At 72.0% G+C, this 23,688-nt stretch carries 18 protein-coding genes and 1 pseudogene; 9 read left to right on the top strand and 10 right to left on the bottom strand.

Translation table 11 applies throughout. The annotated features are described in order from the left end of the window. Positions 1-108: 108 nt before the first annotated feature. Together AB0I66_RS34495 and AB0I66_RS34490 are read right to left on the bottom strand one after the other, a co-directional pair. Complete coding sequence (locus tag AB0I66_RS34495; RefSeq protein ID WP_363211940.1) at positions 109-1,227, bottom strand: GNAT family N-acetyltransferase; 1,119 nt, start codon at positions 1,225-1,227, stop codon at positions 109-111. A 20-nt stretch (positions 1,228-1,247) separates the two neighbouring features. Next, a complete protein-coding gene (locus AB0I66_RS34490) occupies positions 1,248-1,895 on the bottom strand; it encodes a hypothetical protein (RefSeq protein WP_363211939.1) in 648 nt (215 codons plus the stop codon). A 106-nt stretch (positions 1,896-2,001) separates the two neighbouring features. On the opposite strand from AB0I66_RS34490, the gene AB0I66_RS34485 reads away from it, so the two are divergent. Beyond that, positions 2,002-2,676, top strand: coding sequence for a maleylpyruvate isomerase family mycothiol-dependent enzyme (locus tag AB0I66_RS34485; protein WP_363211937.1), 675 nt, complete (start codon positions 2,002-2,004; stop codon positions 2,674-2,676). A gap of 214 nt (positions 2,677-2,890) precedes the next feature. On the opposite strand, the gene AB0I66_RS34480 is transcribed toward AB0I66_RS34485, so the two are convergent. Next, positions 2,891-3,895 carry a hypothetical protein gene (locus AB0I66_RS34480; RefSeq protein ID WP_363211936.1) on the bottom strand — a complete coding sequence of 335 codons (1,005 nt, stop codon included), beginning with the start codon at positions 3,893-3,895 and terminating at the stop codon, positions 2,891-2,893. 173 nt (positions 3,896-4,068) lie between these two features. Between AB0I66_RS34480 and AB0I66_RS34475 the strand changes: the two genes are divergently transcribed. From AB0I66_RS34475 to AB0I66_RS34465, 3 genes are all read left to right on the top strand, one after another. Continuing rightward, entirely contained in the window at positions 4,069-6,351 is a 2,283-nt protein-coding gene (locus AB0I66_RS34475) for a heavy metal translocating P-type ATPase (RefSeq protein ID WP_363211935.1), read from the top strand. Positions 6,352-6,498: 147 nt separating this feature from the next. Then, complete coding sequence (locus AB0I66_RS34470; RefSeq protein WP_363211934.1) at positions 6,499-7,188, top strand: copper homeostasis protein CutC; 690 nt, start codon at positions 6,499-6,501, stop codon at positions 7,186-7,188. A gap of 98 nt (positions 7,189-7,286) precedes the next feature. Continuing rightward, positions 7,287-7,838, top strand: a complete 552-nt coding sequence (locus AB0I66_RS34465) for a DUF2165 domain-containing protein (RefSeq protein ID WP_363211983.1) — start codon at positions 7,287-7,289, stop codon at positions 7,836-7,838. Here the strand turns inward: AB0I66_RS34465 and AB0I66_RS34460 are convergent. Beyond that, a complete protein-coding gene (locus tag AB0I66_RS34460; RefSeq protein WP_363211933.1) occupies positions 7,835-9,913 on the bottom strand; it encodes an ATP-binding domain-containing protein in 2,079 nt (692 codons plus the stop codon). The two genes, AB0I66_RS34465 and AB0I66_RS34460, sit on opposite strands and share 4 nt — an antisense overlap. A gap of 527 nt (positions 9,914-10,440) precedes the next feature. Between AB0I66_RS34460 and AB0I66_RS34455 the strand changes: the two are divergent. Further along, a pseudogene (locus AB0I66_RS34455) lies at positions 10,441-11,424 on the top strand (glycosyltransferase 87 family protein); the annotation flags it as partial. 19 nt (positions 11,425-11,443) lie between these two features. Here the strand turns inward: AB0I66_RS34455 and AB0I66_RS34450 are convergent. Both AB0I66_RS34450 and AB0I66_RS34445 read right to left on the bottom strand, forming a co-directional pair. Further along, a complete protein-coding gene (locus tag AB0I66_RS34450) occupies positions 11,444-13,087 on the bottom strand; it encodes a DNA repair helicase XPB (protein WP_363211932.1) in 1,644 nt (547 codons plus the stop codon). Positions 13,088-13,150: 63 nt separating this feature from the next. Further along, positions 13,151-15,661 carry a helicase-associated domain-containing protein gene (locus tag AB0I66_RS34445; RefSeq protein ID WP_363211931.1) on the bottom strand — a complete coding sequence of 837 codons (2,511 nt, stop codon included), beginning with the start codon at positions 15,659-15,661 and terminating at the stop codon, positions 13,151-13,153. Positions 15,662-15,974: 313 nt separating this feature from the next. On the opposite strand from AB0I66_RS34445, the gene AB0I66_RS34440 reads away from it, so the two are divergent. Further along, positions 15,975-17,084 (top strand): hypothetical protein, encoded by a 1,110-nt coding sequence (locus tag AB0I66_RS34440; RefSeq protein WP_363211930.1) that lies wholly within the window; start codon positions 15,975-15,977, stop codon positions 17,082-17,084. Between the two features lie 33 nt (positions 17,085-17,117). On the opposite strand, the gene AB0I66_RS34435 is transcribed toward AB0I66_RS34440, so the two are convergent. Further along, a complete protein-coding gene (locus AB0I66_RS34435) occupies positions 17,118-17,852 on the bottom strand; it encodes a helix-turn-helix domain-containing protein (RefSeq protein WP_363211929.1) in 735 nt (244 codons plus the stop codon). Positions 17,853-18,122: 270 nt separating this feature from the next. On the opposite strand from AB0I66_RS34435, the gene AB0I66_RS34430 reads away from it, so the two are divergent. From AB0I66_RS34430 to AB0I66_RS34420, 3 genes are all read left to right on the top strand, one after another. Further along, positions 18,123-18,797 carry a DUF4097 family beta strand repeat-containing protein gene (locus AB0I66_RS34430; protein WP_363211928.1) on the top strand — a complete coding sequence of 225 codons (675 nt, stop codon included), beginning with the start codon at positions 18,123-18,125 and terminating at the stop codon, positions 18,795-18,797. Between the two features lie 81 nt (positions 18,798-18,878). Continuing rightward, positions 18,879-19,853, top strand: a complete 975-nt coding sequence (locus AB0I66_RS34425) for an ATP-binding cassette domain-containing protein (RefSeq protein WP_363211927.1) — start codon at positions 18,879-18,881, stop codon at positions 19,851-19,853. Further along, positions 19,850-20,635, top strand: a complete 786-nt coding sequence (locus AB0I66_RS34420; protein ID WP_363211926.1) for an ABC transporter permease — start codon at positions 19,850-19,852, stop codon at positions 20,633-20,635. The genes AB0I66_RS34425 and AB0I66_RS34420 overlap by 4 nt, the downstream gene beginning before the upstream one ends. A gap of 91 nt (positions 20,636-20,726) precedes the next feature. On the opposite strand, the gene AB0I66_RS34415 is transcribed toward AB0I66_RS34420, so the two are convergent. The 3 genes from AB0I66_RS34415 to AB0I66_RS34405 are packed head-to-tail and all read right to left on the bottom strand — an operon-like array spanning position 20,727 to position 23,658. Next, positions 20,727-21,734: an iron-siderophore ABC transporter substrate-binding protein gene (locus tag AB0I66_RS34415; protein WP_363211925.1), complete on the bottom strand. Its 1,008-nt coding sequence runs from the start codon at positions 21,732-21,734 to the stop codon at positions 20,727-20,729. Further along, positions 21,731-22,594: an ABC transporter ATP-binding protein gene (locus AB0I66_RS34410; protein ID WP_363211924.1), complete on the bottom strand. Its 864-nt coding sequence runs from the start codon at positions 22,592-22,594 to the stop codon at positions 21,731-21,733. Before AB0I66_RS34410 ends, AB0I66_RS34415 begins: the two co-directional genes overlap by 4 nt. Then, positions 22,591-23,658: an iron chelate uptake ABC transporter family permease subunit gene (locus AB0I66_RS34405; RefSeq protein WP_363211923.1), complete on the bottom strand. Its 1,068-nt coding sequence runs from the start codon at positions 23,656-23,658 to the stop codon at positions 22,591-22,593. Before AB0I66_RS34405 ends, AB0I66_RS34410 begins: the two co-directional genes overlap by 4 nt. Positions 23,659-23,688 lie beyond the last annotated feature (30 nt).

Below are 23,688 nucleotides of genomic sequence, written 5' to 3'. Positions count from 1 at the left end.
CCTTTGGGTCAGGAGTCGGCATAACAGTGGTGAACGCTGGGGTGGGTGATGACATTCCCGGGGGTGATGGGTGGGTGGGTGGGAGACATCGCCGCGAAGCGGCGGCTATTAAGGGTTCCCGTGCTGCGGGGTAGTCCGGTCTTGTGCCGCAGGCGACACGCGGCGCAAGTAGGCCCGCAGGTTCTCGCGGTCCGAGGCGCGGGTGTAGCCCGCTCTGGTGACCACCGCCTGGGAAGGGGCGTTCTCGGGGTCGATCACGGCCAGGAGGGCCGAGACGTCCGGGCGGGTCAGGGCCCAGTCGGAGAGCGCGCGGAGGGACTCCGTGGCGTACCCCCGGCCCCGCGCGCCGACCGCCAGGTCATAGCCGACCTCCGCCACACCCTCCTCGTCCGGCGGTCCGTGGAAGCCCATGCCGCCGACCGCGACCTCGTCCGCCACCCGCACCAGGGCGAACATGCCCCACTCGGGCCGGTGCACCCCGGACGCGTACGCCTTCGTGACCCCCTCCGCCGCCCGCCGCGTCCCGTCGAAGGGTCCGCCCTCGATCCAGTTCAGACCCCCCGTGCCGCCCGCGGCGAGATCCGCCGCCGCCGCGGGGGAGACCTCCCGCAGCGCGATCCGCCCCGCGGGGATCGAGAGGGCGTTGTGCCAGCGCCACTTGTCGCGTCGCGGCCGCCCCGCCAGCGCACCGCGCCCCGTGGCCCAGAGCAGCGTCGCCCACTGCTCGTCGGGCGTGCGTGCGGGCATGACCTGCGGGAAGAGCCAGGCGAGCACCGCTTCGCACAGCCGCGCCGGCGGCTGCGCGTCCAGGCCGAGCGCCTGCCCGATGTCGTACGTGTGCAGGAGCACCTCCGCCGTGCCCATCGCCGCGAAGCCGGTCGCGTCCGCGCTCCCGTGCGGGTACGGGTGGTAGCCCCGCGCCCCCGCGGGCGTCGTCCGCACCACCGCCGAGAGCAGACCGCCCGTCGACTCGATGACGCTGATCGCATCCGCGGGACCCGAGCCCTCGTCGAAGGCGATCTCGAAGGGGACCCACCCGTCGGCCGCCCGGCCCGTCAACTGCCCGGCGTACGCCACGAGATCGCCCGCGATGTGCTCGGCCGTCTCCAGGCAGCTCCATTCGAGGCCGCCCGCCTTGACGCTCCAGTCGAGCTCCACCCCCGCACGCAGCACCTTCGCCGCGTGCGCCACGGCCTCCTCGATCTGGTCCCCACCCATGGAAAGCATGCGGCGAGCGTACGGGAGCCTCAGGAGTCCAGCAGCTCCATTTCCGTCGCCAGGTTCGCGCGCGCCGGACCCTCCCACTCGGCCGCTCCGTACGGCGTACGGAACAGCCTCGGCAGCGCGAGGAGCTGTCGGAGCACAGCGGCCCGTCCCGCGCGGAAGTCCTCGTCCGGCACGAAGGCGTACTCCTCGCGGACAGCGGCGGCGTACGCGGCGTAGGCGTCCGGGGCCGCGGCCAGGATCGCCAGGTCGGCGTCGCACAGCACCTCGCCGTTGTGGTCGCCCTCGGCGGGGTCGTGGGTGACGGTGAGCCGGACGAGGCGGGCCACCTCGGCGATCCGCGCCTCGCTCAACCCGGCCTCGGCCAGGGCGCGTTCGGCGATTCGGGCGCTGCGTTCCTCGTTCTCGGAACGGTCCGGCGCGTAGACCGCGTCGTGGAACCACGCCGCGAGCCGTACGAGATCGGGCTCCTCGGCGTGCTCCTCCAGTACGTCGATGTGACCGAGGACCGCCGCGAGGTGGGCGGTGGTGTGATACCGCCGCTGCGGCTCGGCCCAGCGCGTCAGCAGGTTGTCCGCGTAGGGGCCGGGGTCGGGGGTCCCCTCGCTCACGCGCAGCAGCGTCGCGTGCCAGCGGGCGCGGAGGTCCAGGTCCTTGTCGTCGTGGGGCATGGGGCGACTCTAGTGGGTGGTCGGGCCCATACTGGGGAGGGGTATGTGACCGCGTACCACCCCTGCGGCGTTGCCGTATGCCGCCGCACGCGCTTGGCTTGCCCGCATGACTTCCATGACGCACCGCGACGAGACATACGACCCCGAGCTGCCCGGACGGCTGCTGCGAACCGAACGCGACCTGCTCATACCGCTGTTGAGGGAAGCCGAGGACTCCGCGTACGCGGTCAGGACCTGTTGTCCCGGCTGGACCGTACGGCACGTCCTCGCGCACTGCGGTGCCGCGCTGATGCGCGTCATCGACCGCCGCTTCGAGGAGGGCGTCTACAGCGCCGAGAGCAATGACCGCGACATCGCCGAGCGCGCCGACTGGTCCAACTCCCGTGTCGTGGACGAGCTGGAGCGCGGCATGACGGAGGCGGGTGCGGTCATGGTCGAGTTCAAGGGGCGCCTTGACGGCGTGGCGCTGGGGGAGTGGGTGCACGCGGGGGACGTACGGGAGGCGTGGGGCCTGCCCGGGGCGTACGGGGGCCCGGGACTGCCCGATGCGTTGACCCTGCTCGGGGAGTACAGCAGGGCTACGTCGGCGCTTGCGCTGCACGCGGACGTGGACGGCAGGGACGAGCCGCTCGCCCTGGGCGTCCCCGACGGCAAGCGGCCCCCGGCCCGCTACATCGGCGACGCGCCGACCCTGATCCGCCTCTACACGGGCCGCCCTCTCGCGGGAACGCGGTATGAACTGGCGGGAGCGAAGGAATCGGAACTCCCGATCTTCGACTGACCCCGGTTCACTCCGTCTGCGGGCTCGCCGCGGCTGCTCGCGCAGTTCCCGCGCCCCTGGGGGTGGGGCCTGTCATGCGTCCTGTGCGGGCCCGCCGTGGCTGGTCGCGCAGTTCCTCGCGCCCCTGGGGTGGGGCCTGTCATGCGTCCTGTGCGGGTCCGTTGTGGCTGGTCGCGCAGTTCCCCGCGCCCCTTCGGGCGCCCAGCGCGAGGCGTCAGTGTGCGTGTTCCGAGTCGCCCGACCCGGGGGTCTCCCCGTGCCCGCCCTCGCCGCCGGCACCGGCACCCGCGTACACCGTGAACGCCGCCGTCCGCACCTCACCCTCATGCTTGAAGTCCAGGAACAGCCGATAAGCGCCCCCGCTCGGAGCCGTCGCCGCGAAGGACACGCCGGGCCCCGGCTTCGTGCGGCCGTCGCCGGGCGAACCGGTGGGGTGGACGTGGAGGTAGGCGAGGTCGCCGGACCGCAGGGCGACCAGGTGCCCGTATGAACCGAGGTAGGGCTGAAGATCGGTGACGGGCTTGCCGTTCTTCTCCACGTTCAGGGTCACGTCCGCAGCCTTCCCGGGCTTCAACTCCCCCTTCAGGCTGACCTCGTAGCCGTCGACCCTCGCCTTCGTGGCGGCCTTCGGCAGCGACCGCGGCTCGTACGTCCCCGCCACCGCGAGGTCCGCCCCCAGCGTCAGCCCCTCCTTCGCGCCCGCGGGCTTGAAGTCGGCGAAGACGCGGTAGCCGCCCGCCTCCGGGAGCTCGACCGGCGTCGACCAGGTGCCGTCCGCCGCGCGGGTCGGGTGCAGGTGGCGGTAGGTCGTCAGGTCCTGTGAGGCGACGATGAGGTGCAGCTCCTTGCCGTGCTCCTTCTCGTACGCCGTGACGTTCTCGCCCCGGCCGTCCTTGCCCTGGTCGCCCTCGCCGTCCTTGACGACCGTGAACCGCAGCTCCTCGCGCTTCTCGGCGTCGATGCGGGAGGTCTCCAGGTCCAGGGTGTAGCCGCGCTCGGAGATCTGCAGGCCGCCGGGCACGGTCTCCGCGTGGCCCCCGCCGGCGTCCGTTTCTCCTGGCTTCTTTTCCTTCCCGCCCTCGCCCGCATGCCCGCCGTGCTCGCTCGCGGGCTTCTTCTCCGCGGTCACGGGGTCGACGCCCTGGCCCACTCCGTACGCGGTGCCGAAGGTGGCGGCGACGGCCGCCGCGAAGGCGGTGATCTTCAGTCCGGTGTTCATGACGGCTCCCATGGGACGAGTGGCGGCTGCGGCTCTTCGCTTCCGACCATACCCCCTGGGGGTATCAAGTCAAGCCCAGGGTGACCCTTGCGGGTGATACCCCCCAGGGGTATAAAGGGATCCAGGTCGAAGGTACCCGCCCCGGGTACCCCTGTCACAAGGAGCCCGCAGCCATGACCACCACACCCGGCACCACCGAGGTGGCAGAAGTAGAACTGGCCATCGGTGGCATGACCTGCGCCTCGTGCGCCGCCCGGATCGAGAAGAAGCTCAACCGCATGGACGGCGTCGAGGCGACCGTCAACTACGCGACCGAGAAGGCCAAGGTCAGTTACCGCGGCCAGGACGTCGCCGTGCAGGACCTGATCGCCACCGTCGAGGCCACCGGCTACACCGCGCAGGAGCCCGCCCCGGCCCGTACGGAGGAGTCGGACCCGGACGCCGAAGAGCGGGCGGCCGACGACGGACTGCGGCCGCTGCGCGAGCGGTTGATCACCGCCGTCCTGCTCTCCCTGCCCGTCGTCGCGATGGCGATGATCCCCGCCCTGCAGTTCGAGTACTGGCAGTGGCTGTCCCTGACGCTCGCGGCGCCGGTCGTGACGTACGCGGCCTGGCCCTTCCACAAGGCCGCGTACACGAACGCGCGGCACGGCGCGGCGACGATGGACACGCTGATCTCGGTCGGCACGTCGGCCGCGTTCATCTGGTCGCTGTGGGCGCTCTTCTTCGGTACGGCCGGCACGCCCGGCATGACGCACCCCTTCGAGCTGACCATCGCCCGCACGGACGGCGCCGGGAACATCTATCTGGAGGCGGCGGCAGGCGTCACCGCCTTCATTCTGGCCGGGCGCTACTTCGAGGCCCGTTCCAAGCGCAAGGCGGGCGCCGCCCTGAAGGCGCTGCTCCAGCTCGGCGCCAAGGACGTCACCGTGCTGCGTGACGGAGCGGGCGGCGGGCGCGAAGAGACCATCCCCGTGGGTGAATTGAAGGTCGGTGACCGGTTCCTCGTGCGCCCCGGCGAGAAGATCGCCACCGACGGCAAGGTCATCGAGGGGGCGTCCGCCGTCGACGCCTCCATGCTCACCGGCGAGTCCGTGCCGGTCGAGGTCACCCAGGGCGACTCCGTCACCGGCGCCACCCTCAACGTCGGCGGACGCCTGGTCGTCGAGGCCACCCGCGTCGGCGCCGACACCCAGCTCGCCCGCATGGCCAAGCTGGTGGAGGACGCGCAGAACGGCAAGGCGGCGGCCCAGCGCCTCGCCGACAAGATCTCCGCGGTCTTCGTGCCGGTCGTCATCGCCCTCGCCGTGGCCACCCTCGGCTTCTGGCTCGGCAACGGCTCCGGCCTGACGGCGGCCTTCACCGCGGCCGTCGCCGTACTGATCATCGCCTGCCCCTGCGCCCTGGGGCTCGCGACGCCGACCGCCCTCATGGTCGGCACCGGACGCGGCGCCCAGCTGGGTATTTTGATCAAGGGCCCGGAGGTGCTGGAGACCACTCGCAAGGTCGACACGATCGTCCTGGACAAGACCGGCACCGTCACCACCGGCAAGATGACCCTGCTCGCCACGCACGTCGCGGACGGCACGACCGAGGCCGAAGTCCTGCGGCTGGCAGGGGCGTTGGAGCACTCCTCGGAGCACCCCATCGCCCAGGCGGTCGCCATGGGGGCTGCGGAGAAGGTCGGCGAGCTGCCCACCCCCGAGGACTTCGCGAACGTGGCGGGTCTCGGCGTCCAGGGCATCGTCGAGGGGCACGCGGTCCTGGTCGGCCGCGAGGCGCTGCTGAAGGAGTGGGCGATCGACCTTTCCGTGGAGCTGCGGCGGGCGAAGGAGGAGGCCGAGGCGGCCGGGCGTACGGCCATCGCGGTGGCCTGGGACGGCGAGGCGCGTGCGGTCCTGGAGGTCGCGGACGCGGTCAAGGAGACGAGCCCGGAGGCGATCCGCCGCTTCCGCGCCCTCGGCCTGACCCCCATCCTCCTGACCGGCGACAACAAGGCGGTCGCGGCGTCGGTGGCCGCCGAGGTGGGCATCGCCCCCGAGGACGTGATCGCCGAGGTCATGCCGCAGGACAAGGTCGACGTGGTCAAGCGCCTCCAGGCGGAGGGCCGCAGCGTGGCGATGGTCGGCGACGGCGTGAACGACGCGGCGGCGCTCGCCCAGGCCGACCTGGGCCTGGCGATGGGCACGGGCACGGACGCCGCGATCGAGGCGGGCGACCTGACTCTCGTACGGGGGGACCTGCGCGCGGCGGCGGACGCCATCCGCCTCTCCCGCCGCACGCTCGGCACGATCAGGTCCAACCTGTTCTGGGCCTTCGCCTACAACGTGGGCGCACTGCCGCTGGCCGCCGCGGGCCTCCTCAACCCGATGATCGCGGGCGCCGCGATGGCGTTCTCCTCGGTCTTCGTGGTCGGCAACAGCCTGCGCCTGCGGGGGTTCAAGCCGCTGAGCTGAACATGTCCCTACGATCACCCCGGTGCGCTTGGGGCGCGCCGGGGTGATCTGCGCGTAGGCTGGGTAATTGGACTAGACCTATGTGTGGCGGCTTCAAGGCCTCCGCGTCGCCCGCCCCCGCGGCCCCGGACCCGAAGGAAGACATCCATGAGCAAGCGTGCAGTCCTGGAGGTGATCGCCCTCGATGCCGAGGACGCCGTCGCCGCCCAGGCCGGAGGCGCTGACCGCCTCGAGCTGGTCACCGACATGGCCGCGGACGGCCTGACCCCGTCCCGCGAGACCTTTGCCGAGATCCGCGCCGCCGTGGACATCTCCCTGCGCGTGATGCTGCGCCTCGCCGACGGCTTCGACGCGGGCGACGTCGACGCTCTCGTACGCCGTGCGCGCGAGCTCAGGGGCGCGGGCGCCGACGAGTTCGTCCTGGGCTTCCTCGACGAGACGGGCGGACCCGACCTGGCCGCGGTGGAAGCCGTGGTGGGCGCGCTCGACGGCTGCCGCTGGACGTTCCACCGGGCCATCGACCGGACCCCCGACCGCGACTCCCTGCGCAAGCAGCTCGCGGACCTGCCCGGCCTCGACACCTACCTCACCGCGGGCGCGGCCACGGGCGTCGACGAGGGCATGACCACGCTGCTCGACGAGGCGGCGCGGTCCGGCGAACCGGGCTACGAGCAGCAGATCCTGATCGGCGGCGGCCTGCGCCTCGACCACCTGCCGCGGCTCAGGGCCGCGGGCGTCGACGCCTTCCACATCGGCGGCGCCTCACGCCCCGACGGCTGGACGGCGCCGGTCTCGGCGGCCGCGGTCCGTACGTGGCGCGAGGCGCTCGACGCCTGACCGCGTGTGAGGCTGACGCGCGGGACGCGATACAACTGGAGTGACAGGGAGGGGACTTCATGCCGACACCAGCCAGCAAGACGCGTCCCGCGGAGCGGATGCTCGCGGCCGGGGCACTGCCCGTCGCCGCGACGGTGCTCACCGGAACGGTGGCGCTCTACATCGCACTCGTGGCCTTCGGGAACATCACCGACTTCGGCACCAACCAGCAGTTCGTACGCCATGTCCTGGCGATGGACACCACCTTCAAGGACGACGACCTGATGTGGCGCGCGGTGGAGTCCACCACGCTGCAGGACATCGCGTACGTCGGGATCATCGTCTGGGAGACCCTGGCGGCGCTCGTCCTCGTCGCCGCGACGGTCCTGTGGGCCGGGGCGCTGCGCCGCCCCCAGGGACTGCGCCGGGCCCGCCGGGCGGGCACGGTCGGCCTCCTGATGGTGCTCCTGCTCTTCGGGGCGGGCTTCATCGGGATCGGCGGCGAATGGTTCGCCATGTGGCAGTCGGAGGACTGGAACGGCCTGGACGCGGCCACCCGGATCGTGACGCTCGCGGGCCTCGTCCTCGTCGTCACGCACCTGCCGTCCGCCGGCACCGCGGCGGACGGCTCCGGGACCCGCGCCCAGGGTCCTTCGGCAGAAGGGGCCTAGCCGGCGAGCTGCTCGGGAAGCGCGGCCGAGTGCACGACGGTGAGCCCGGAGACGGCACGGGTCAGGGCGACGTACAGCCGCCGCAGGCCCGTCCGCTCGTCGGGCTCGCCGTCGACGACGGCCGCGGGCTCGTCCAGGACCACGTAGTCGTACTCGAGTCCCTTGGCGAGGGACGCGGGCACGAGGGTCAGCCGGGTGTCGGGGGTGGTCTCCTCGCCGGGCGAGAGGTACGTCATCCCCGCGGCGCCGAGCGCTTCGGCGAGCGCGGGGATGCGGGCGTCGGCGGCGATGAGCCCGATCGAACCTTCCTGCCGCAGAGACTCGACACAGGCTTCGACACAGGCCTCGACGCAGGCCTCGACAGCGGCTTCGAGCGAGGCGGCGTCCCTGTCCGCCACGTGCCGCACCACGAGTGAACCGGGCGACTCACGCACGGACTTCACCTCGGCGAGGCCCGGCGCGATCGAGGGAAGCAGCCGGGAGGCGAACGCGATGACCTCCCGCGGCACACGGAAACCGGCGGTGAGCTCCTCCACCACGGCGTCCCCCTTCCCCAGATGCGCCAGGGCCTGCTCCCAACTCCGGGTGGCCCATGGGGTGGTGCCCTGCGCGAGGTCGCCGAGGACGGTGGCGGAACCGGTCGTGCAGCGGCGCCCGACGGCGCGGTACTGCATGGGGGAGAGGTCCTGCGCCTCATCGAGGACGACGTGCCCGAGGGAATGGGTCCGGGCGACGAGATCGCTCGCCTCGTCGATCAACACTGCGTCGGCGGCCGACCACTTGGCGGCCTTCAGGCTCCGCGCGGGCTTCTCCCAGAGGATCAGCTTCTGCTCGTCGTGATCGAGGATGCCGTCCGCGTGCGTGGCGAGGAACTCGGCGTCGGAGAGCAGCCGCAGCACGAGCTTCGCTGGATCGACGGGCGGCCACACGGCCTTGACGGCGGCTTTCACGGCGGCGTTGCGTGCGACGGCGTCCTGCACCCGGTCGTCGGGAGCCTCGCCGGCCTGCTCCATCCGTACGAGCACGGCGTGCGCGATGCGCTGGGGCAGGGCGTCGCGGGCGGCCCCGTACCGGATGTCGCGCGCGAGCAACTCGCCCACGATCTCCTCCAGTTCGTACGCGGGGATACGCCACCGCCGGGAACCGCGCACGACGACGACGGGCTCGTCGGGCATGGACACGTGCGAGCGCAGGGCTTTTCGCAGTACGGCGGCCATGCGGGCATCGCCCTTGACGACGGCGGCGGCGGCTTCGTCCGCCCCGCGTACCTCCACATGGGCGACGAGGTCGTCGACGGTGGCCTGCTTGACCTCCAACTCGCCGAGCGCGGGCAGCACTTGCTCGATGTAGTGCAGGAAGGACTTGTTGGGCCCGATGACGAGGGTCCCGGTCCGGGCGAGGCGCTCGCGGTGGGCGTAGAGCAGATAGGCGACACGGTGCAGACCGACGGCGGTCTTGCCGGTGCCGGGCCCGCCCTGCACGCACACGGACCCGCCGAGGCCGCTGCGCACGATCTCGTCCTGCTCGGGCTGGATCGTGGCGACGATGTCGCGCATCGGGCCGACGCGGGGCCGCTCGATCTCCTGCTGGAGCAGCTTGCTGGTCCGCTCGGCCTCGTCGGCGTCGCTGAGGTGCTCGTCCTCGTACGCGGTGAGGTCGCCGCCCGTGTAACCGAACCGCCGCCGCAGCGCGATGTCCATCGGCGCCTTCTTCGAGGCGCGGTAGAAGGGCTGCGAGACCGGGGCGCGCCAGTCGATGACCATGGGGTCGCCGTCGGAGTCGTGGACGTGGCGCCGCCCGATGTAGAACTGCTCGCCCTCGGCGCCTTCCGCCTGTTCGGCGCCGGGGGCGTGGAGGTAGTCGAGCCGCCCGAAGAAGAGCGGGGTGTGGGAGAGGTCGGCGAGGGACTTGATCCGCTCGTCGATCTGGCTCTGCAGGACGGCGGCGTTGACCCAGTTCGCGGTGACGTCACGGATGTCGAGCGCTTCGGCGTCCTCGCGCATGGCTCGGAGGGCCGAGCGGGAGGCGGCGAGGTGGTTCCGCTCTCGGGAGAGCGGGTCGGGCTGGGCGTGCACGGTTGCCTCCGGCAGGGGGTACGGGGTCTGGGGCCGGCCGGTTGCCGTCCGGGCGGTGGCGGTCGCGACGCGAGGCGTGCGGGCAGACCGGGCATCTTATGCCCCGCTGTGTGACGGGGCCACCGATTTATGCATCCGCCGGGGGGCTTGCCGAACAAGCCTCTCCCACCCACCCGCCCGGCACCCTGGGTCCTGCCTCTTGCCGAACGGGCCTCTCCCGCCCGCCCGCCCGGCGCCCCGGGTCTTGTCTGTTGCCGAACGGGCCTCTCCCAGCCACCCGCTCGGCACTCCGGGTCTTGGCCCTTCCGCCTGTTCTTCCCGGCTGTCGAATGCCGGGCAACGGGCGAGTGGGTGGGAGAGGTCCAGGGGAGGCGCCCCGCCGTGGGGGGCAGAGGTGATCCACTAGGGTCGCCCGGGTGACGGTACTGAGAGTGAGCGGTCGGGTTCGGAGCGTGACGTTGGGTGCCTCGCTCCTGGGGGTATCCCTCGTTGCCCTGGCCGCCCTCTGCTTCGTGCAGCGCATCCCCATGGCCGATGTTCTCGTCTATCGGGCCGAGGGGGCCGCCGTCGCGAGCGGTGGGGATCTCTACGGGTTCACCGTCACCGAGTGGGAGCTTCCGGCCACCTACCCCCCCTTTTCCGCCCTCCTCTTCGTGCCCACCACCTGGCTCCCCCTCCCCGCCCTCAAGCTCGCCTTCCTCGCCGGGAACGTCCTCCTCCTCGCGCTCCTCGTGCACCTCTCCTGCCGCCTCGCCGGGCTTCCCACCCGCACCGGTCCGCTCCTCGCGGCCACCGCCCTCGGGGTCTGGGTCGAGCCCGTGTTCCAGACGGTCGTCTTCGGGCAGATCAATCTCGCCCTCGCGTGTCTGATCCTCTGGGACCTCACCCGGCCGCCCGGCGCCCCGGGCAAGGGCGCCGCGATCGGGGTCGCCGCGGGGATCAAGCTCACCCCGGCGGTCTTCATCGCGTATCTCTTCCTCACCGGGCGCGTACGCGAAGGGCTCACCGCCACCGCCGCCCTCACCGGCACCCTCGCGCTCGGCGCGCTCGTGCTGCCCGGCGCCAGCGTCGACTTCTGGACCCGGCGGCTCTACGAGACGGGCCGCGTCGGCAAGGCGTGGATCGTCGACAACCAGTCGCTGCAGGGGCTCGTCGCCCGCGTGACCCACGACCCGCACCCGGGGCTCGTCTGGGCCCTCCCCGCGGCCCTCACCGCCGCCACCGGGCTGTGGCTGGCCCGCCGGGCCGGGACGGAGCCCCGTGGCGTGCTCCTGACCGCCTGCACCGCACTGCTGATCTCGCCCATCAGCTGGTCCCACCACTGGGTCTGGTGCGTGCCGCTCCTGGTCCTGCTCATGGCGGAGGGCCGCCCCCGCCTGACCGCGGCGGTGGCGGCCCTCTTCACGGCCCGCACCCTGTGGCTCGTCCCCCACCAGGGGGCGACGGACCTGCGACTTCCCGGCTGGCAGCAGCCGCTCGCCTCGCCCTACCCCCTGCTGGCCCTCGCCCTGGCCCTCAGCTGTCTGCCCCTCAGTTGTCTGCCAGCAGCTCGTCCGCGTCCACGATCCGGTACGCGTACCCCTGCTCCGCCAGGAACCGCTGACGATGCGCGGCGAAGTCCTGGTCGATGGTGTCCCGCGCCACGACGGAGTAGAAGCGGGCCTCATGGCCGTCGGCCTTCGGACGCAGGACGCGACCGAGCCGCTGTGCCTCCTCCTGGCGGGAGCCGAACGTCCCCGACACCTGGATCGCGACCGTAGCCTCGGGCAGGTCGATCGAGAAGTTCGCGACCTTCGAGACGACGAGAACGGAGATCTCGCCCTCCCGGAACGCCCCGAACAGCTTCTCGCGCTGCGCGTTCGTCGTCTCGCCCTTGATGACCGGCGCGTCCAGATGCTCGCCCAGCTCGTCCAGCTGGTCGATGTACTGGCCGATGACCAGGGTCTGCTCGCCCGCGTGCTTCTTGACGAGCGCCTCCGTCACCTTCCGCTTCGTGGCCGTCGTGGCGCAGAAGCGGTACTTCTCCTCGGCCTCGGCCGTCGCGTACGCGAGCCGCTCCGAATCCGTGAGGTTCACCCGCACCTCGACACAGTCCGCGGGCGCGATGTACCCCTGCGCCTCGATCTCCTTCCACGGAGCGTCGAACCGCTTGGGCCCGATCAGGGAGAAGACGTCCGACTCGCGGCCGTCCTCCCTCACCAGCGTCGCCGTCAGGCCGAGGCGCCGCCGCGCCTGGAGGTCGGCGGTGAACTTGAAGACGGGGGCCGGCAGCAGGTGCACCTCGTCGTAGATGACAAGGCCCCAGTCGCGGGAATCGAAGAGTTCGAGGTGCGGATAGACACCCTTGCGCTTCGTCGTGAGGACTTGGTACGTGGCGATGGTGACCGGGCGGATCTCCTTGCGCGTACCGCTGTACTCGCCGATCTCGTCCTCGGTCAGCGACGTCCGCTTGATCAGCTCGTGCTTCCACTGCCTGGCGGAGACCGTGTTGGTCACCAGGATCAGCGTCGTCGCCTTGGCCTCGGCCATCGCACCGGCCCCGACCAGCGTCTTTCCCGCGCCACAGGGCAGGACGACCACACCGCTGCCGCCGTGCCAGAACCCCTCGACCGCCTGCTTCTGGTACGGCCGCAGCGCCCACCCGTCCTCCGCGAGGTCGATGCGGTGCGCCTCGCCGTCGACGTACCCGGCGAGGTCCTCGGCGGGCCAGCCCAGCTTCAGGAGCGTCTGCTTGATCTGACCGCGCTCGGACTGATGTACGGCGACAGTGTCCGCGTCGAGGCGCTCGCCGACGAGCGGCTGCACCTTCTTGGACCGCAGGATCTCTTCCAGGACCGGCCGGTCGGTGGTCGTCAGGACGAGACCGTGAGTGGGGTGCTTCGAGAGCGTGAGGCGGCCGTAGCGCGCCATCGTCTCGGCGATGTCCACGAGCAGCGCGTGCGGCACGGGATAGCGGGAGAACTCCACCAACGCGTCCACGACCTGCTCGGCGTCGTGCCCGGCGGCACGGGCGTTCCACAGGCCGAGCGGCGTCACGCGGTAGGTGTGGATGTGCTCGGGAGCACGCTCCAGCTCCGCGAAGGGCGCGATGACACGGCGGCAGGCCTCCGCCTGCTCGTGGTCGACCTCGAGCAGGAGAGTCTTGTCCGACTGGACGATCAGGGGACCATTCACGCGCGCACCCTTTCGGTAAGCCAAACGTCCAGTGTGCCGCATGGCGCGCCCGAACCGTCCGCCTCAGTCGTCGGCCAGCTCCGCGACCCCCGTCACGCGGTGCAGCGGATACGTCTTCACCTCGTCCGCCGTGTGGTCGTACGCCGTGACGAAGCCGCCCTCCACCCGGATCGGGGCGATCACGCGCTGGCTCGCGGAGCCCTCGGCGTTGACGTACCCGATCCACACCGCCTCGCCGGTCAGGACCGCGGCCTGCATCGTGGCGAGGGTCTCGGCGGCCGTGGTGCGGGGCAGCGCGTCGCCCTTGTCCGGGGTCGCCTTGCGCGGGGCGGTCGAGGCGAGGTCACCGGCACGGATGGCGCGCACGGCCGCGCCGATCAAGGTGGTGTCCGGCAACGGCGGCCCGTCGTGCACCGGCTCGGGAGCGGTGCGGGGCGGCGAGCGGTGGGCGTGCGCCCGCGTGATCAGGACGTCGCCCTCGGCGCTCTCCGCGGCGGGCGCGAAGCCCATCCCGCGCAGCCCCTCGAGGAGCGCCCCGGGGTCGGCCTGCGCGGCGAGCACGGTCGGCGCCAGGCGGCGCAGGCGCAGACCCTGGGAGCGCTTGTCGGCCAGGATCTCGTTCAGCAGGGCCTCGTCGTCGCAGCGCACGTACGCGGACGCCGCGCCGATCCGCAGGTGGCCGTGCTTACGGGCCACGTCGTCGATGAGATACGCGAGGGGCTGCGGCACCGGCGTACGCGCGTGCGCGGCGAGGAAGGCGTGCAGGTCGGAGGCGGACTTGCCCGCGTCGAGTGCCCGCCGCACGGAGCCGGGCGTGAACCGGTACACGGTCGCTCCGCCCTTCGACTCGACGTCGGCGAGCACGGAGAGCGTCTCGGCGAGCGGCCGCTCCAGCGGGCCGGGGGCCACGGCGGTGAGGTCGGCCTGCAGCAGGACGTGGTCGAGGGGTTCGGGGAGCAGCGGGGCGAGGAGCCGGGCGGCCCGTGCGCCGGACGCGGCGAGTTCGGCGGGGGAGGGGTGGGGGGCCGCCGTCCCCACGGAGTCGTCCTCGCTCTCGGAGCCGAGCAGCGCCCGGCCGTGCGCGGACAGCGCCCCGCGCCCGGTGACTCCGAGCAACTCCGCCTCGTTCAGCGTCCATTGGGCGATGCGGGCGCGCAGCTCCAGGGGGGCGTTGCTGCCGGAGCCGGTGGTGCTGCCGCGGGGCGGGCGCTCCCACCGCAGGCGGGCCAGCATCGACTCGGGGGTCGGGCTCGCGCCGTCCGGCAGGGTGGTGAGGAGCGTGAGCACGCGGTGCCGGATCTCCGGCGCCGACGAGCGGTCCAGGTGCGGGCCGAGCGCCGAGAGCGTGCGGTCCTTGCCGTCACGGCCGCCGATCAGGCCCGCCGTGCGGGTCGCCGTCAGCCACGCCGTGGCCAGGACCGACCAGCGCTCGGCGGGGGGCAGCTCCTGCCAGTCGTCGAACGCGGGCGTCGCCGCGTACCGCTCGTCGGCCTCGCCGTCCGACGCCACGAGTCCCGCCGCGTAGGCCAGTTCGACCCAGAACGCCGCCACCGGCTCCGGCAGGTCCAGGGCGACCGCCGTCCGCTTCAGGTCGCGCACGCTGAGGCCGCCCGCGCGGAGCACGGTGGGGCCGCCCTCGTCCCAGTCCTTCAGGAGCTCCTCGACGGTGTCGAGCGCCATGTACGCCTGGCTGGCCGCCGCCGCGTCCACAGCCTGTGGACGGTGTTCGCGCAGCGCCTCGACGGCGGGCGGGGCGGGTTCGAGCACCCGGTGGGCGCGGCCCGCGCGCAGGTGCAGGGCCGCTTCGCGGGGGAGGACGACGGTGCCGGGCGCGGTCGGCAGGAGCAGCCCGCGGTCCAGGAGCCAGCGCAGGTGGCGCGCCGGGTCGGCGGTGACCTGGCCGTACGGCGGCCCCCAGACGAGCCGCGAGAGCACCTCCACCGACTCGGCGGGGGCTTCGTCGAGGAGCGCGGACATCCGGGTGCGGTCGGTGAAGAGTTCGGTGAGCGAGCGGACCGCGGACACGGCGTCGTGCGTGGACGGCAGCCCGGCCGCCGCCACGATGTCCTGCATGCGGTTCGGCGACATGCCCGCGGTGGCCTCGGCGACGGTCGGGCCGAGGCCGGTGGGGGAGGGGTACTGCGGGGCGGGGGCGAGGAGTTCGCGTGCGGTGCGGACCAGGCGGAGGCGGTCGTCGGCGCCCCAGACCAGGGCCTGCTCGCGGAGGGTGGCGAGGGCGCGGTTCAGCGCCGCCTCGACGGTGCTGCTCTCCTCGCTTCCCTCGTCCCCGGCCACGAGTGCGTGCAGTTCCTCGTACGTGGCCGGCTCCGGGGCCACGGCGAGCGCTTCGGCGACCTGCTGGGCGAACCGGTCGAGGCGCTCCAGGGCGCGGACCACGGAGGCGCGGGTGGCCGCGCGGGTGGCGAGCTGGGTGAGGTCGTTCGGGACCGGCGTGAGCAGATCGGGGCGGGCGTGGAGCAGCGCACCGAGGGACGCGTCATCACGAAAACGAAGCGCCTCGGCGAGGGACCGGGGGCTGTCCGCGGGGCGCTGTGGCTGCTCGTCGGTGCTCATCAGGCTCACGGTAGCGGGTTGGGGTACGACCCCGGGCGTTCCTGGGGGCTGCGCAGGTGGCGGGGGTGGCGAGGGAGGCGAGGGTGACTACGGGGCAATCGGGCGGGTGGGTGGGAAGGCTTGTTCGTTACGAGGTCAGCCGCGGGGCAAACGGGCGGGTGGGCGGGAAGGCCTGTTCGCAAGGAAAGCGGGGGGCAGGCCCCGAAGCCCGGCTCAAGGAGGGAGGACACACAGGCGCCCACGCCAGAAGAAGGTACGGTCGTCCTACCGGGCACAAAGGGCGGGCCAACGGCACCGCCCCGGAGGGAACTTCGTGGGGATCGAGAGCGATCAGCTCGTCTTCGACTATCTGAGCCGCGTCGGCGACCTGGCCCAGCAGCACCAGCTGCCGTCCGCCGCCCGCATGCGCCTCGTATCGGATCTGCGGAACGAGATCGACCGCAGCAGAGCGAAGGCGACCGCCGACAACCCGGCCGCGATACGCCGCATCCTGGACCGCCTCGGCTCCCCCGAGGAACTGGTCGAAGCCGCGGGCTCAGGCGGCAGAGGCCCGACCGCCACCGACGCCGTAGACGCCGACGACCGCGACCTGCCCAAGTCCCGCACACCCCGCGAAGCCCGCACGCCCCGCACCCCCCGCCCCGCCGTCCCCACCCAGCGCACCGGACAGCCGAAGGAACGCCCCAAGCGCCTGCGCGGCGTCGTCCCGCGCCCGCGCCCCCGCCCCCGCCCCGCCGCGGAGGAACCGGAGCCGCCGCAGGACGACCTGCCGTCCCCGCCGCACCTCGCGAGCACGGACGAACTCGGCGCCCCCGGCTCGGAGCCCGACTGGTGGCGGGTGGACAGCAGCCCCTTCGGCCTCGCCGACAGCGTCCCGGGCTTCACCGGCGGCGTGGAGATCCCGGAGATCCTCAAGCCCCCGCCGAAGAAGCGCCCCGAAGAGGACAAGCGCGAGGCCGACGACGAGGACGAGGAAGAGGGCGAAGAGGAGGAGTGGGAGGAAGCGGACGACACCGCCCGCGCCCCCCGCCGCCGCCTCCGTATCCGCCGGCCCGTCACCGCGGCCGTCGCCCCCGCCGGCCCCCGCTTCACCAACCCGCTGCTCCTGCTCGCGGCGGCCCTCCTCACCGTGGGCGCCATCCTCGGCAACTGGCTTGCCCTGGGCGGCGGCTGGCTCCTCGCCTACGCCTCGCGCAGGCTCAGCCGCGCCGAGGCGAAGTGGGCCGCACTCGGGCTGCCGGGTCTCTCCGTGGCCGCCGGGATCACCTGGCTGTGGGGCAGGAGCGAGGGCCGCTGGGGCGATCCCATCCGCGAGGGTCACATGAGCGACGCGATGGCCGAGACCTGGCCATGGGTCGTACGCGGCGCCGCCATCGCCTCCGCGCTCTACCTGCTGTGGAGATCCCAGCGCCGACGGCCGTAGGCAGCGCCGAAGGCCGTGGGCCCGCGGCCGCGGTCAGCCGCGGTCGTCCGAACCCGCCTCCGGCTTCGCATGCAGCACCTCGCGTGCCTGGTCCGCCGCGCGGGCGATGCTCTCGCTGACGAAGTCGAGGAAGCGGGCGATGTTTTCGAGGCGGGTGGCCGCCGGGGTGCCGGGGCCGAGGACGCCGACGCCCTGCCGCGCCGTCTCGACGACGTGGGCGGTGGAGCGGGCGCTCGCCATCATCGACTGGTACCAGATGTCGTCGTCCACGACATACCGCTCGCGGCGGCGTTCGTCGCGTTCCCGGCGGATGAGTCCCTGCCCGTCCAGGTACGTGATGGCCTTGGAGACGGACGCCGGGCTGACCTGGAGCCGCTGGACGAGTTCGGCCGCGGTGAGGCTGCCCGAGTCGGTGGTGCAGAGGCAGGCATGGACCCGGGCCATCATCTTGGGCATCCCCGACTGCATGAAGACCGTGGTCAGCGTCTCCTCGTACTCCCGTACGGCCTCGGCGTCACGCCCGTGTGCCTGCGGGGCGGCTTCCGGCTCGCGGGGCGCCGCCTGCCTGCGCCGCTGGGTGCGGCGTTCGGTCGCTCGGTGGGCCAGGTCGGCGCGGTAGGCGGTGGGGCCGCCGTTGCGCATCACCTCGCGCGTGATCGTCGACGTCGGCCGGTCGAGGCTTCTGGCGATCTCCGCGTAGGCGAGGCCTTCGGCCAGTCCCAGCGCGATCTGCTGACGTTCCTGCTGAGTGAGTCTGCCGCCCGGCATCGCGATCTCCTTCGTACCCGTCGAATGCCCTCACCATAGCGTTCACTTCCAGTCCATTGCAACGAGCTCGCCGCCGCCGTTGCATTACCTTCTGACTTGTTGCAACGAAATAGCTGCTCTGACCTGCATTTATCAAACTCAGATGCAACAAGTGCGTTGCCAGGAGCGTGAACGCAACGTAGCTTTTCCCATGTCGGAAACGACGACGAGAGCAACACCCCGAGCAACACCCCGAGCGCCACCCCGAACAACGACCCGAAGGAACACACCATGCAGAACTTCGACACCCCCACCCCGGTCTCCGCCGTCATCGACATCCCCGCCGGCCACATCCGCCTCATCGCCGCCGACCGGACCGACACCGCGGTCGAGGTCCGGCCCGCGAGCGCCTCGAAGGGCCGCGACGTGACGGCGGCCGAGCAGACCACGGTCGAGTACGCCGACGGTGTCCTGCGCATCGCGGCCGCTCCGGCCAAGCACGGGGTCCTCGGCAACGGCTCCGGATCGGTGGAGGTGACCGTCCAGCTGCCCGCCGGCTCCCACGTCGAGGCGAAGACGGCCGCCGCCGACCTCCGCGGAGTGGGACGGCTCGGTGACGTCGTCTTCGAGGGCGCGCAGGGCACGGTCAAGCTCGACGAGACCGCGAGCGCCCGCCTCGCCCTGCAGGCCGGCGACATCTCGGTCGGCCGCCTCGGCGGGCCCGCGGAGATCAGCACGCAGAAGGGCGACCTGACCGTCACCGAGGCCGTGCACGGCACGGTCACCCTGCGCACCGAGTCCGGCGCGATCTCGGTCGGCGCGGCCCGCGGGGTCTCCGCCTCCCTGGACGCCGGCACCTCCTACGGCCGCATCCACAACACGCTCCAGAACGCCGAAGGCGCCGCCGCGGGCCTGAACATCCACGCGACCACCGCCTACGGCGACATCACGGCCCGCAGCATCTGACGACGCAGCATCTGACGACCCAGCATCTGACAAACCCCGACAGCCACCCGCCCCACCCGCAGCCCTTTAGGAGCGCTCCTCATGACCAACCTGGCCATCGCCGCGAACGGGCTGCGCAAGTCCTACGGCGACAAGACCGTGCTCGACGGCATCGACCTGGCCGTTCCGGAAGGAACGGTGTTCTCCCTCCTCGGCCCGAACGGCGCCGGCAAGACCACCGCCGTGAAGATCCTCTCCACCCTCGTCACCGCCGACGCCGGTGACCTGCGCGTCGGCGGCCACGACCTGGCCGCCGCACCCCAGGCCGTACGTGCCACGATCGGCGTGACGGGGCAGTTCTCCGCGGTCGACGGCCTGATCACCGGCGAGGAGAACATGCTCCTCATGGCCGACCTGCACCACCTCTCCAAGCGCGAGGGACGCCGGGTCGCCGCCGAACTCCTCGCCCGCTTCGACCTCACCGAGGCCGCCAAGAAGCCCGCCTCCACCTACTCCGGCGGCATGAAACGCCGCCTGGACATCGCCATGACCCTGGTCGGTGACCCGCGCATCATCTTCCTCGACGAACCCACCACCGGACTCGACCCGCGCTCCCGCCACAACATGTGGCAGATCATCCGCGAACTCGTCACGGGCGGCGTCACCGTCTTCCTCACCACGCAGTACCTCGAAGAGGCCGACGAACTCGCCGACCGCATCGCCGTGCTGAACAACGGCAAGATCGCCGCCGAAGGCACCGCCGAAGAACTCAAACGACTCATCCCCGGCGGCCACGTACGCCTGCGCTTCACCGACCCCGACGCCTACAAGGAAGCCGCCCTCGCCCTGCACGACGTAACCGGCGACGACGAGGCCCTGACCCTTCAACTCCCCAGCGACGGCAGCCAGCGCGACCTGCGCGCCGTCCTCGGCCGGCTGGATTCCGCGGGCATCGAGGCCGACGAACTGACCGTGCACACCCCCGACCTCGACGACGTCTTCTTCGCCCTCACCGGCACCGACGCCATCCCCAGCCAGTCCAGCCAGCCCAACCAGCCCAAGGAGAACGTCCGATGAGCTCCCTCTCCCTCGCCGTCCGCGACTCCTCCACGATGCTGCGGCGCAACCTCCTGCACGCCCGGCGCTACCCCTCGCTCACCCTGAACCTGCTGCTCACGCCGGTCATGCTGCTCCTGCTCTTCGTCTACATATTCGGAGACGTGATGAGCACGGGCATCGGCGGCACGGACCGCTCCGACTACATCGCCTACATCGTCCCCGGCATCCTGCTGATGACCATCGGCAGCACCGTGATCGGCACGGCGGTCTCCGTCTCGAACGACATGACCGAGGGCATCATCGCCCGCTTCCGCACCATGGCCATCCACCGCGGCTCGGTGCTCGTCGGACACGTCGTCGGCAGCGTGATCCAGACCGTCATGAGCGTCGTCCTCGTCGGCACCGTCGGGGTGGCCATCGGGTTCCGCTCCACCGACGCCACCGTCCTTGAGTGGCTGGCCGCCGTCGGGCTGCTCGTCCTCTTCTCGCTGGCCCTCACCTGGGTCGCGGTCGGCATGGGCCTGATCAGCCCGAACGCCGAGGCCGCCGGCAACAACGCGATGCCGATGATCCTGCTGCCGCTCCTGTCCAGCGCGTTCATCCCGGTCGACTCGATGCCGGGCTGGTTCCGGCCGATCGCCGAGTACCAGCCCTTCACCCCGGCCATCGAGACCCTGCGCGGCCTGCTGCTCGGCACCGAGATCGGCCACAACGGCTGGCTCGCCGTCGGCTGGTGCCTGGGACTGACCTTGCTCGGCTACTTCTGGGCGACCGCGAGGTTCAACGACGACCCCAAGTGACCGCCATGACACCGCGGCCCGTACACCCTCGAGGCGGCGCACACCGACACCACGTCGGAGTGCGCCGCCTCGTTCGTCATTCCCTCGGCCGTCATTCCTTCGTCAGAGCCGCCTGCATCTCGTCCAGGATCTTGTCCGCCGCCGTGTAGCCGATGCCCTGGATCCACAGCTCGTCGTCGACGGTGTGGACGTTGCCCTGCCGCACCGCGTCCATGTTCTTCCACAGGCCGCTGCCGACGGTCTGCGTCTGCTTGGACTTCTTCGGATCGCCGTACGTGGAACGGAAGATGACGTCCGCGTCGGCGAGGTCGATCTTCTCGGGCGACACGTCGTACGAGAAGCCGTCCTTGGCCTTGGCGGCGATGGCCGGGCGGCCCAGACCCACGTCCTTGAGGAGCGTGGCGACGTACGTCTGCTCGCCATAGATGCGGATGTCGGCGCCCTCCACGAAGCGCACGACGTTGACCTCCGTCGCCTTGGCCTTCGCCGGACCGCCGACGGCGGTGGTGACCTTCCCGGCATGCGCGTCGTAGGCGGCGACGACCCTCTTCGCCTCGGCCTTCTTGCCCAGCGCGGCGGCGTGCAGCTGGAAGTTCTTCTTCCAGGGGTAGCCGGTGTTCTCCGTCATCACGGTCGGCGCGATCTGCTTGAGCTGCTCGTACTTCGCCGCGTGCCGGATCTTGCTGGTGAGGATGACGTCCGGGTCGAGGGCCGCGATGGCCTCCATGTTCGGGTTCAGCATCTCGCCGACGTCCTTGATGCCGCTGACCTTGTCCTTGGGCAGGTAGCCCGGGAAGCCCGTGGACGCCTCGACGTGCGTGGAGCCGACCGGCTTCACGCCCAGCGTGATCGCGGAGTCCAGCTCGGCCGTGTCGAGGACGACGACACGCTTCGGGGCGACGGGGACCTTCACGTCACCCATGGCGGTCTTGACGACGTGCGTCCCGCCGGAACGGTCGTCCTCCTTGCCGGAGTCCGACGACCCACAGGCGGAGAGCGCGAGGGCGCCGCCGAGGGCGAGCGCCCCGGCGGCGAGGGCGCGGCAGCGGTGCGGTGACCGGCGCGGGGAGCGATGCGGTGAGCGGGGCTTGGCGGTCATGGTCCGGGAGCCACCTTTCGGTCGGACGAGGGGTGCGGGTGCGCGTCGGCGGCCCACGGGGCCCCGGGGACGACCAGGGGCGACCCCGTCACGGGATCCGGTACCACCACGCAGTCCAGACCGAACACCTCGCGCACGAGATCCTCGGTGACGACGTCGGAGGGCGCGCCCTCGGCGACGATGCGGCCCTGCTTCATGGCGACGAGGTGATCGGCGTAGCGGGCGGCCTGGTTGAGGTCGTGCAGCACGACGACCACGGTCCGGCCGCGGTCGCCCTCCGGCGTGTCGGCGGCCAACTGACGGACCAGGTCGAGCACTTCCACCTGGTGCGCGATGTCGAGATACGTCGTCGGCTCGTCCAGGAGCAGGATGTCCGTCTCCTGCGCGATGGCCATGGCGATCCACACCCGCTGGCGCTGACCGCCCGAGAGTTCGTCGACGGACCGCTCGGCGAGCGCGGCGACGTCGGTACGTGCCATCGCCTCGGTCACGGCCCGCTCGTCCTCGTCGGACCACTGCTGCCACCAGTGCTGGTGCGGCTGGCGTCCGCGTGCGACGAGATCGGCGACGGTGATCGCCTCGGGCGCGACGGGCGTCTGCGGGAGCAGCCCGATCTGCTGGGCGATCTTCTTGGTCGGCAGCTTGGCGAGCGCCTCGCCGTCGAGCAGGACCGCGCCGCCGCGGGGCTTGAGGAGGCGGCCGAGTGCGCGCAGGGTGGTCGACTTGCCGCACGCGTTGGGGCCGACGATGACCGTGACCTTGCCGTCGGGCACCGCGAGTTCGAGCTGGTGCACGACTTCGCGGTCCTCGTAGGCGAGGGTCAGCTCGCGGGCGCTGAGGCGGGCGGCGGGGGCGGTCACGAGGTGCCTCCAGTGCGGACGGAGCGGCTGCGGGCGCTGTGGTTTCTCACGATCAGCCAGATCAGGTACGGGGCTCCGACGGCTGCCGTGAGCACGCCGACCGGCAGCTCGGTGGGCGAGAAGAGCCGCCGGGCGAGCAGGTCGGCGAGGACCACGATCAGCGCGCCGGTCAGTGCCGAGCAGAGCAGCGGGATCTGCGCGGTGCGGGTGAGGCGGCGGGCGATCTGCGGGGCGAGGAGTGCCACGAAGTCGACGGGCCCGGCGGCGCCGGTCGCCACGGAGGCGAGGACCACGCCGAGCAGCACGAGCCCGAGGCGTACGTGTCCCAGGCGCACCCCGAGCGCCGTCGCCGTGTCGTCGTCCATGGTCACCGAGCGCTGGGCGCGGGCGGCCCAGAAGACGAACGGGAGCAGGACGAGCAGGGTCAGGGCGAGGGGCGACGCCTCCGTCCAGCCGCGGCCGTTGAGGGAGCCCGTCATCCAGATCTGCGCCTGCTGGGCGACGAGATAGTCGCCCTTGGTCATGAAGAGCGTGGTGACGGAGCGCAGGGCGATCGCGAAGCCGATGCCGATGAGCACGAAGCGGGTGGCGTGCAGGCCGCCGCGCCAGGCGAAGACGTACACGAGGGCGGCCGCCGCGACACCGCCGAGCACCGAGAGGTAGGGCAGCACGGTGGCCGACGTGACCCCGAAGGTCATCGCGCCCACCGTGAGGGCGCTCGCGCCCTGGCTGATGCCGATGATGTCGGGGCTGGCGAGGGGGTTGCGGGCGACGGTCTGGATGAGCCCGCCGGCGACTCCGAAGGCGGCGCCGACGAGGAGGCCGACGACCATGCGGGGTTCGCGCAGCGTTCCCACGACCAGTTCGTCGGGGGAGGGCTGCCCCGTCAGGACCTTCAGGACTTCGCCGGGCGCGACGAAGGACTCGCCGACGCAGAGGTACGCGAGGCAGCTCGCAGCCAGGAGCAGGGCGAGGGCGACGGCGGCCACGGATGCCCTGCGGTGCAGAAGGAACGTGGCTTTCCCGAGCCGCAGTACGGCATACCCGGCTGGACGCAGCATCATCGGTCGGCCCGCATCAGGGGTTGTGCCCAC

The organism is Streptomyces sp. NPDC050439, from assembly GCF_040655335.1.
In the GTDB taxonomy this organism is placed as follows: Bacteria; Actinomycetota; Actinomycetes; order Streptomycetales; family Streptomycetaceae; genus Streptomyces.
Note: the sequence above shows the minus strand (reverse complement) of the source record. Positions and strands in the feature narration are given on the sequence as shown.

Coding starts and splice junctions, on each gene's coding strand:
- AB0I66_RS34495 (WP_363211940.1), bottom strand. CDS start 1,227: ATGCTTTCCATGGGTGGGGACCAGATCGAGGAGGCCGTGGCGCACGCG.
- AB0I66_RS34490 (WP_363211939.1), bottom strand. CDS start 1,895: ATGCCCCACGACGACAAGGACCTGGACCTCCGCGCCCGCTGGCACGCG.
- AB0I66_RS34485 (WP_363211937.1), top strand. CDS start 2,002: ATGACTTCCATGACGCACCGCGACGAGACATACGACCCCGAGCTGCCC.
- AB0I66_RS34480 (WP_363211936.1), bottom strand. CDS start 3,895: ATGAACACCGGACTGAAGATCACCGCCTTCGCGGCGGCCGTCGCCGCC.
- AB0I66_RS34475 (WP_363211935.1), top strand. CDS start 4,069: ATGACCACCACACCCGGCACCACCGAGGTGGCAGAAGTAGAACTGGCC.
- AB0I66_RS34470 (WP_363211934.1), top strand. CDS start 6,499: ATGAGCAAGCGTGCAGTCCTGGAGGTGATCGCCCTCGATGCCGAGGAC.
- AB0I66_RS34465 (WP_363211983.1), top strand. CDS start 7,287: ATGCTCGCGGCCGGGGCACTGCCCGTCGCCGCGACGGTGCTCACCGGA.
- AB0I66_RS34445 (WP_363211931.1), bottom strand. CDS start 15,661: ATGAGCACCGACGAGCAGCCACAGCGCCCCGCGGACAGCCCCCGGTCC.
- AB0I66_RS34435 (WP_363211929.1), bottom strand. CDS start 17,852: ATGCCGGGCGGCAGACTCACTCAGCAGGAACGTCAGCAGATCGCGCTG.
- AB0I66_RS34430 (WP_363211928.1), top strand. CDS start 18,123: ATGCAGAACTTCGACACCCCCACCCCGGTCTCCGCCGTCATCGACATC.
- AB0I66_RS34425 (WP_363211927.1), top strand. CDS start 18,879: ATGACCAACCTGGCCATCGCCGCGAACGGGCTGCGCAAGTCCTACGGC.
- AB0I66_RS34420 (WP_363211926.1), top strand. CDS start 19,850: ATGAGCTCCCTCTCCCTCGCCGTCCGCGACTCCTCCACGATGCTGCGG.
- AB0I66_RS34415 (WP_363211925.1), bottom strand. CDS start 21,734: ATGACCGCCAAGCCCCGCTCACCGCATCGCTCCCCGCGCCGGTCACCG.
- AB0I66_RS34405 (WP_363211923.1), bottom strand. CDS start 23,658: ATGATGCTGCGTCCAGCCGGGTATGCCGTACTGCGGCTCGGGAAAGCC.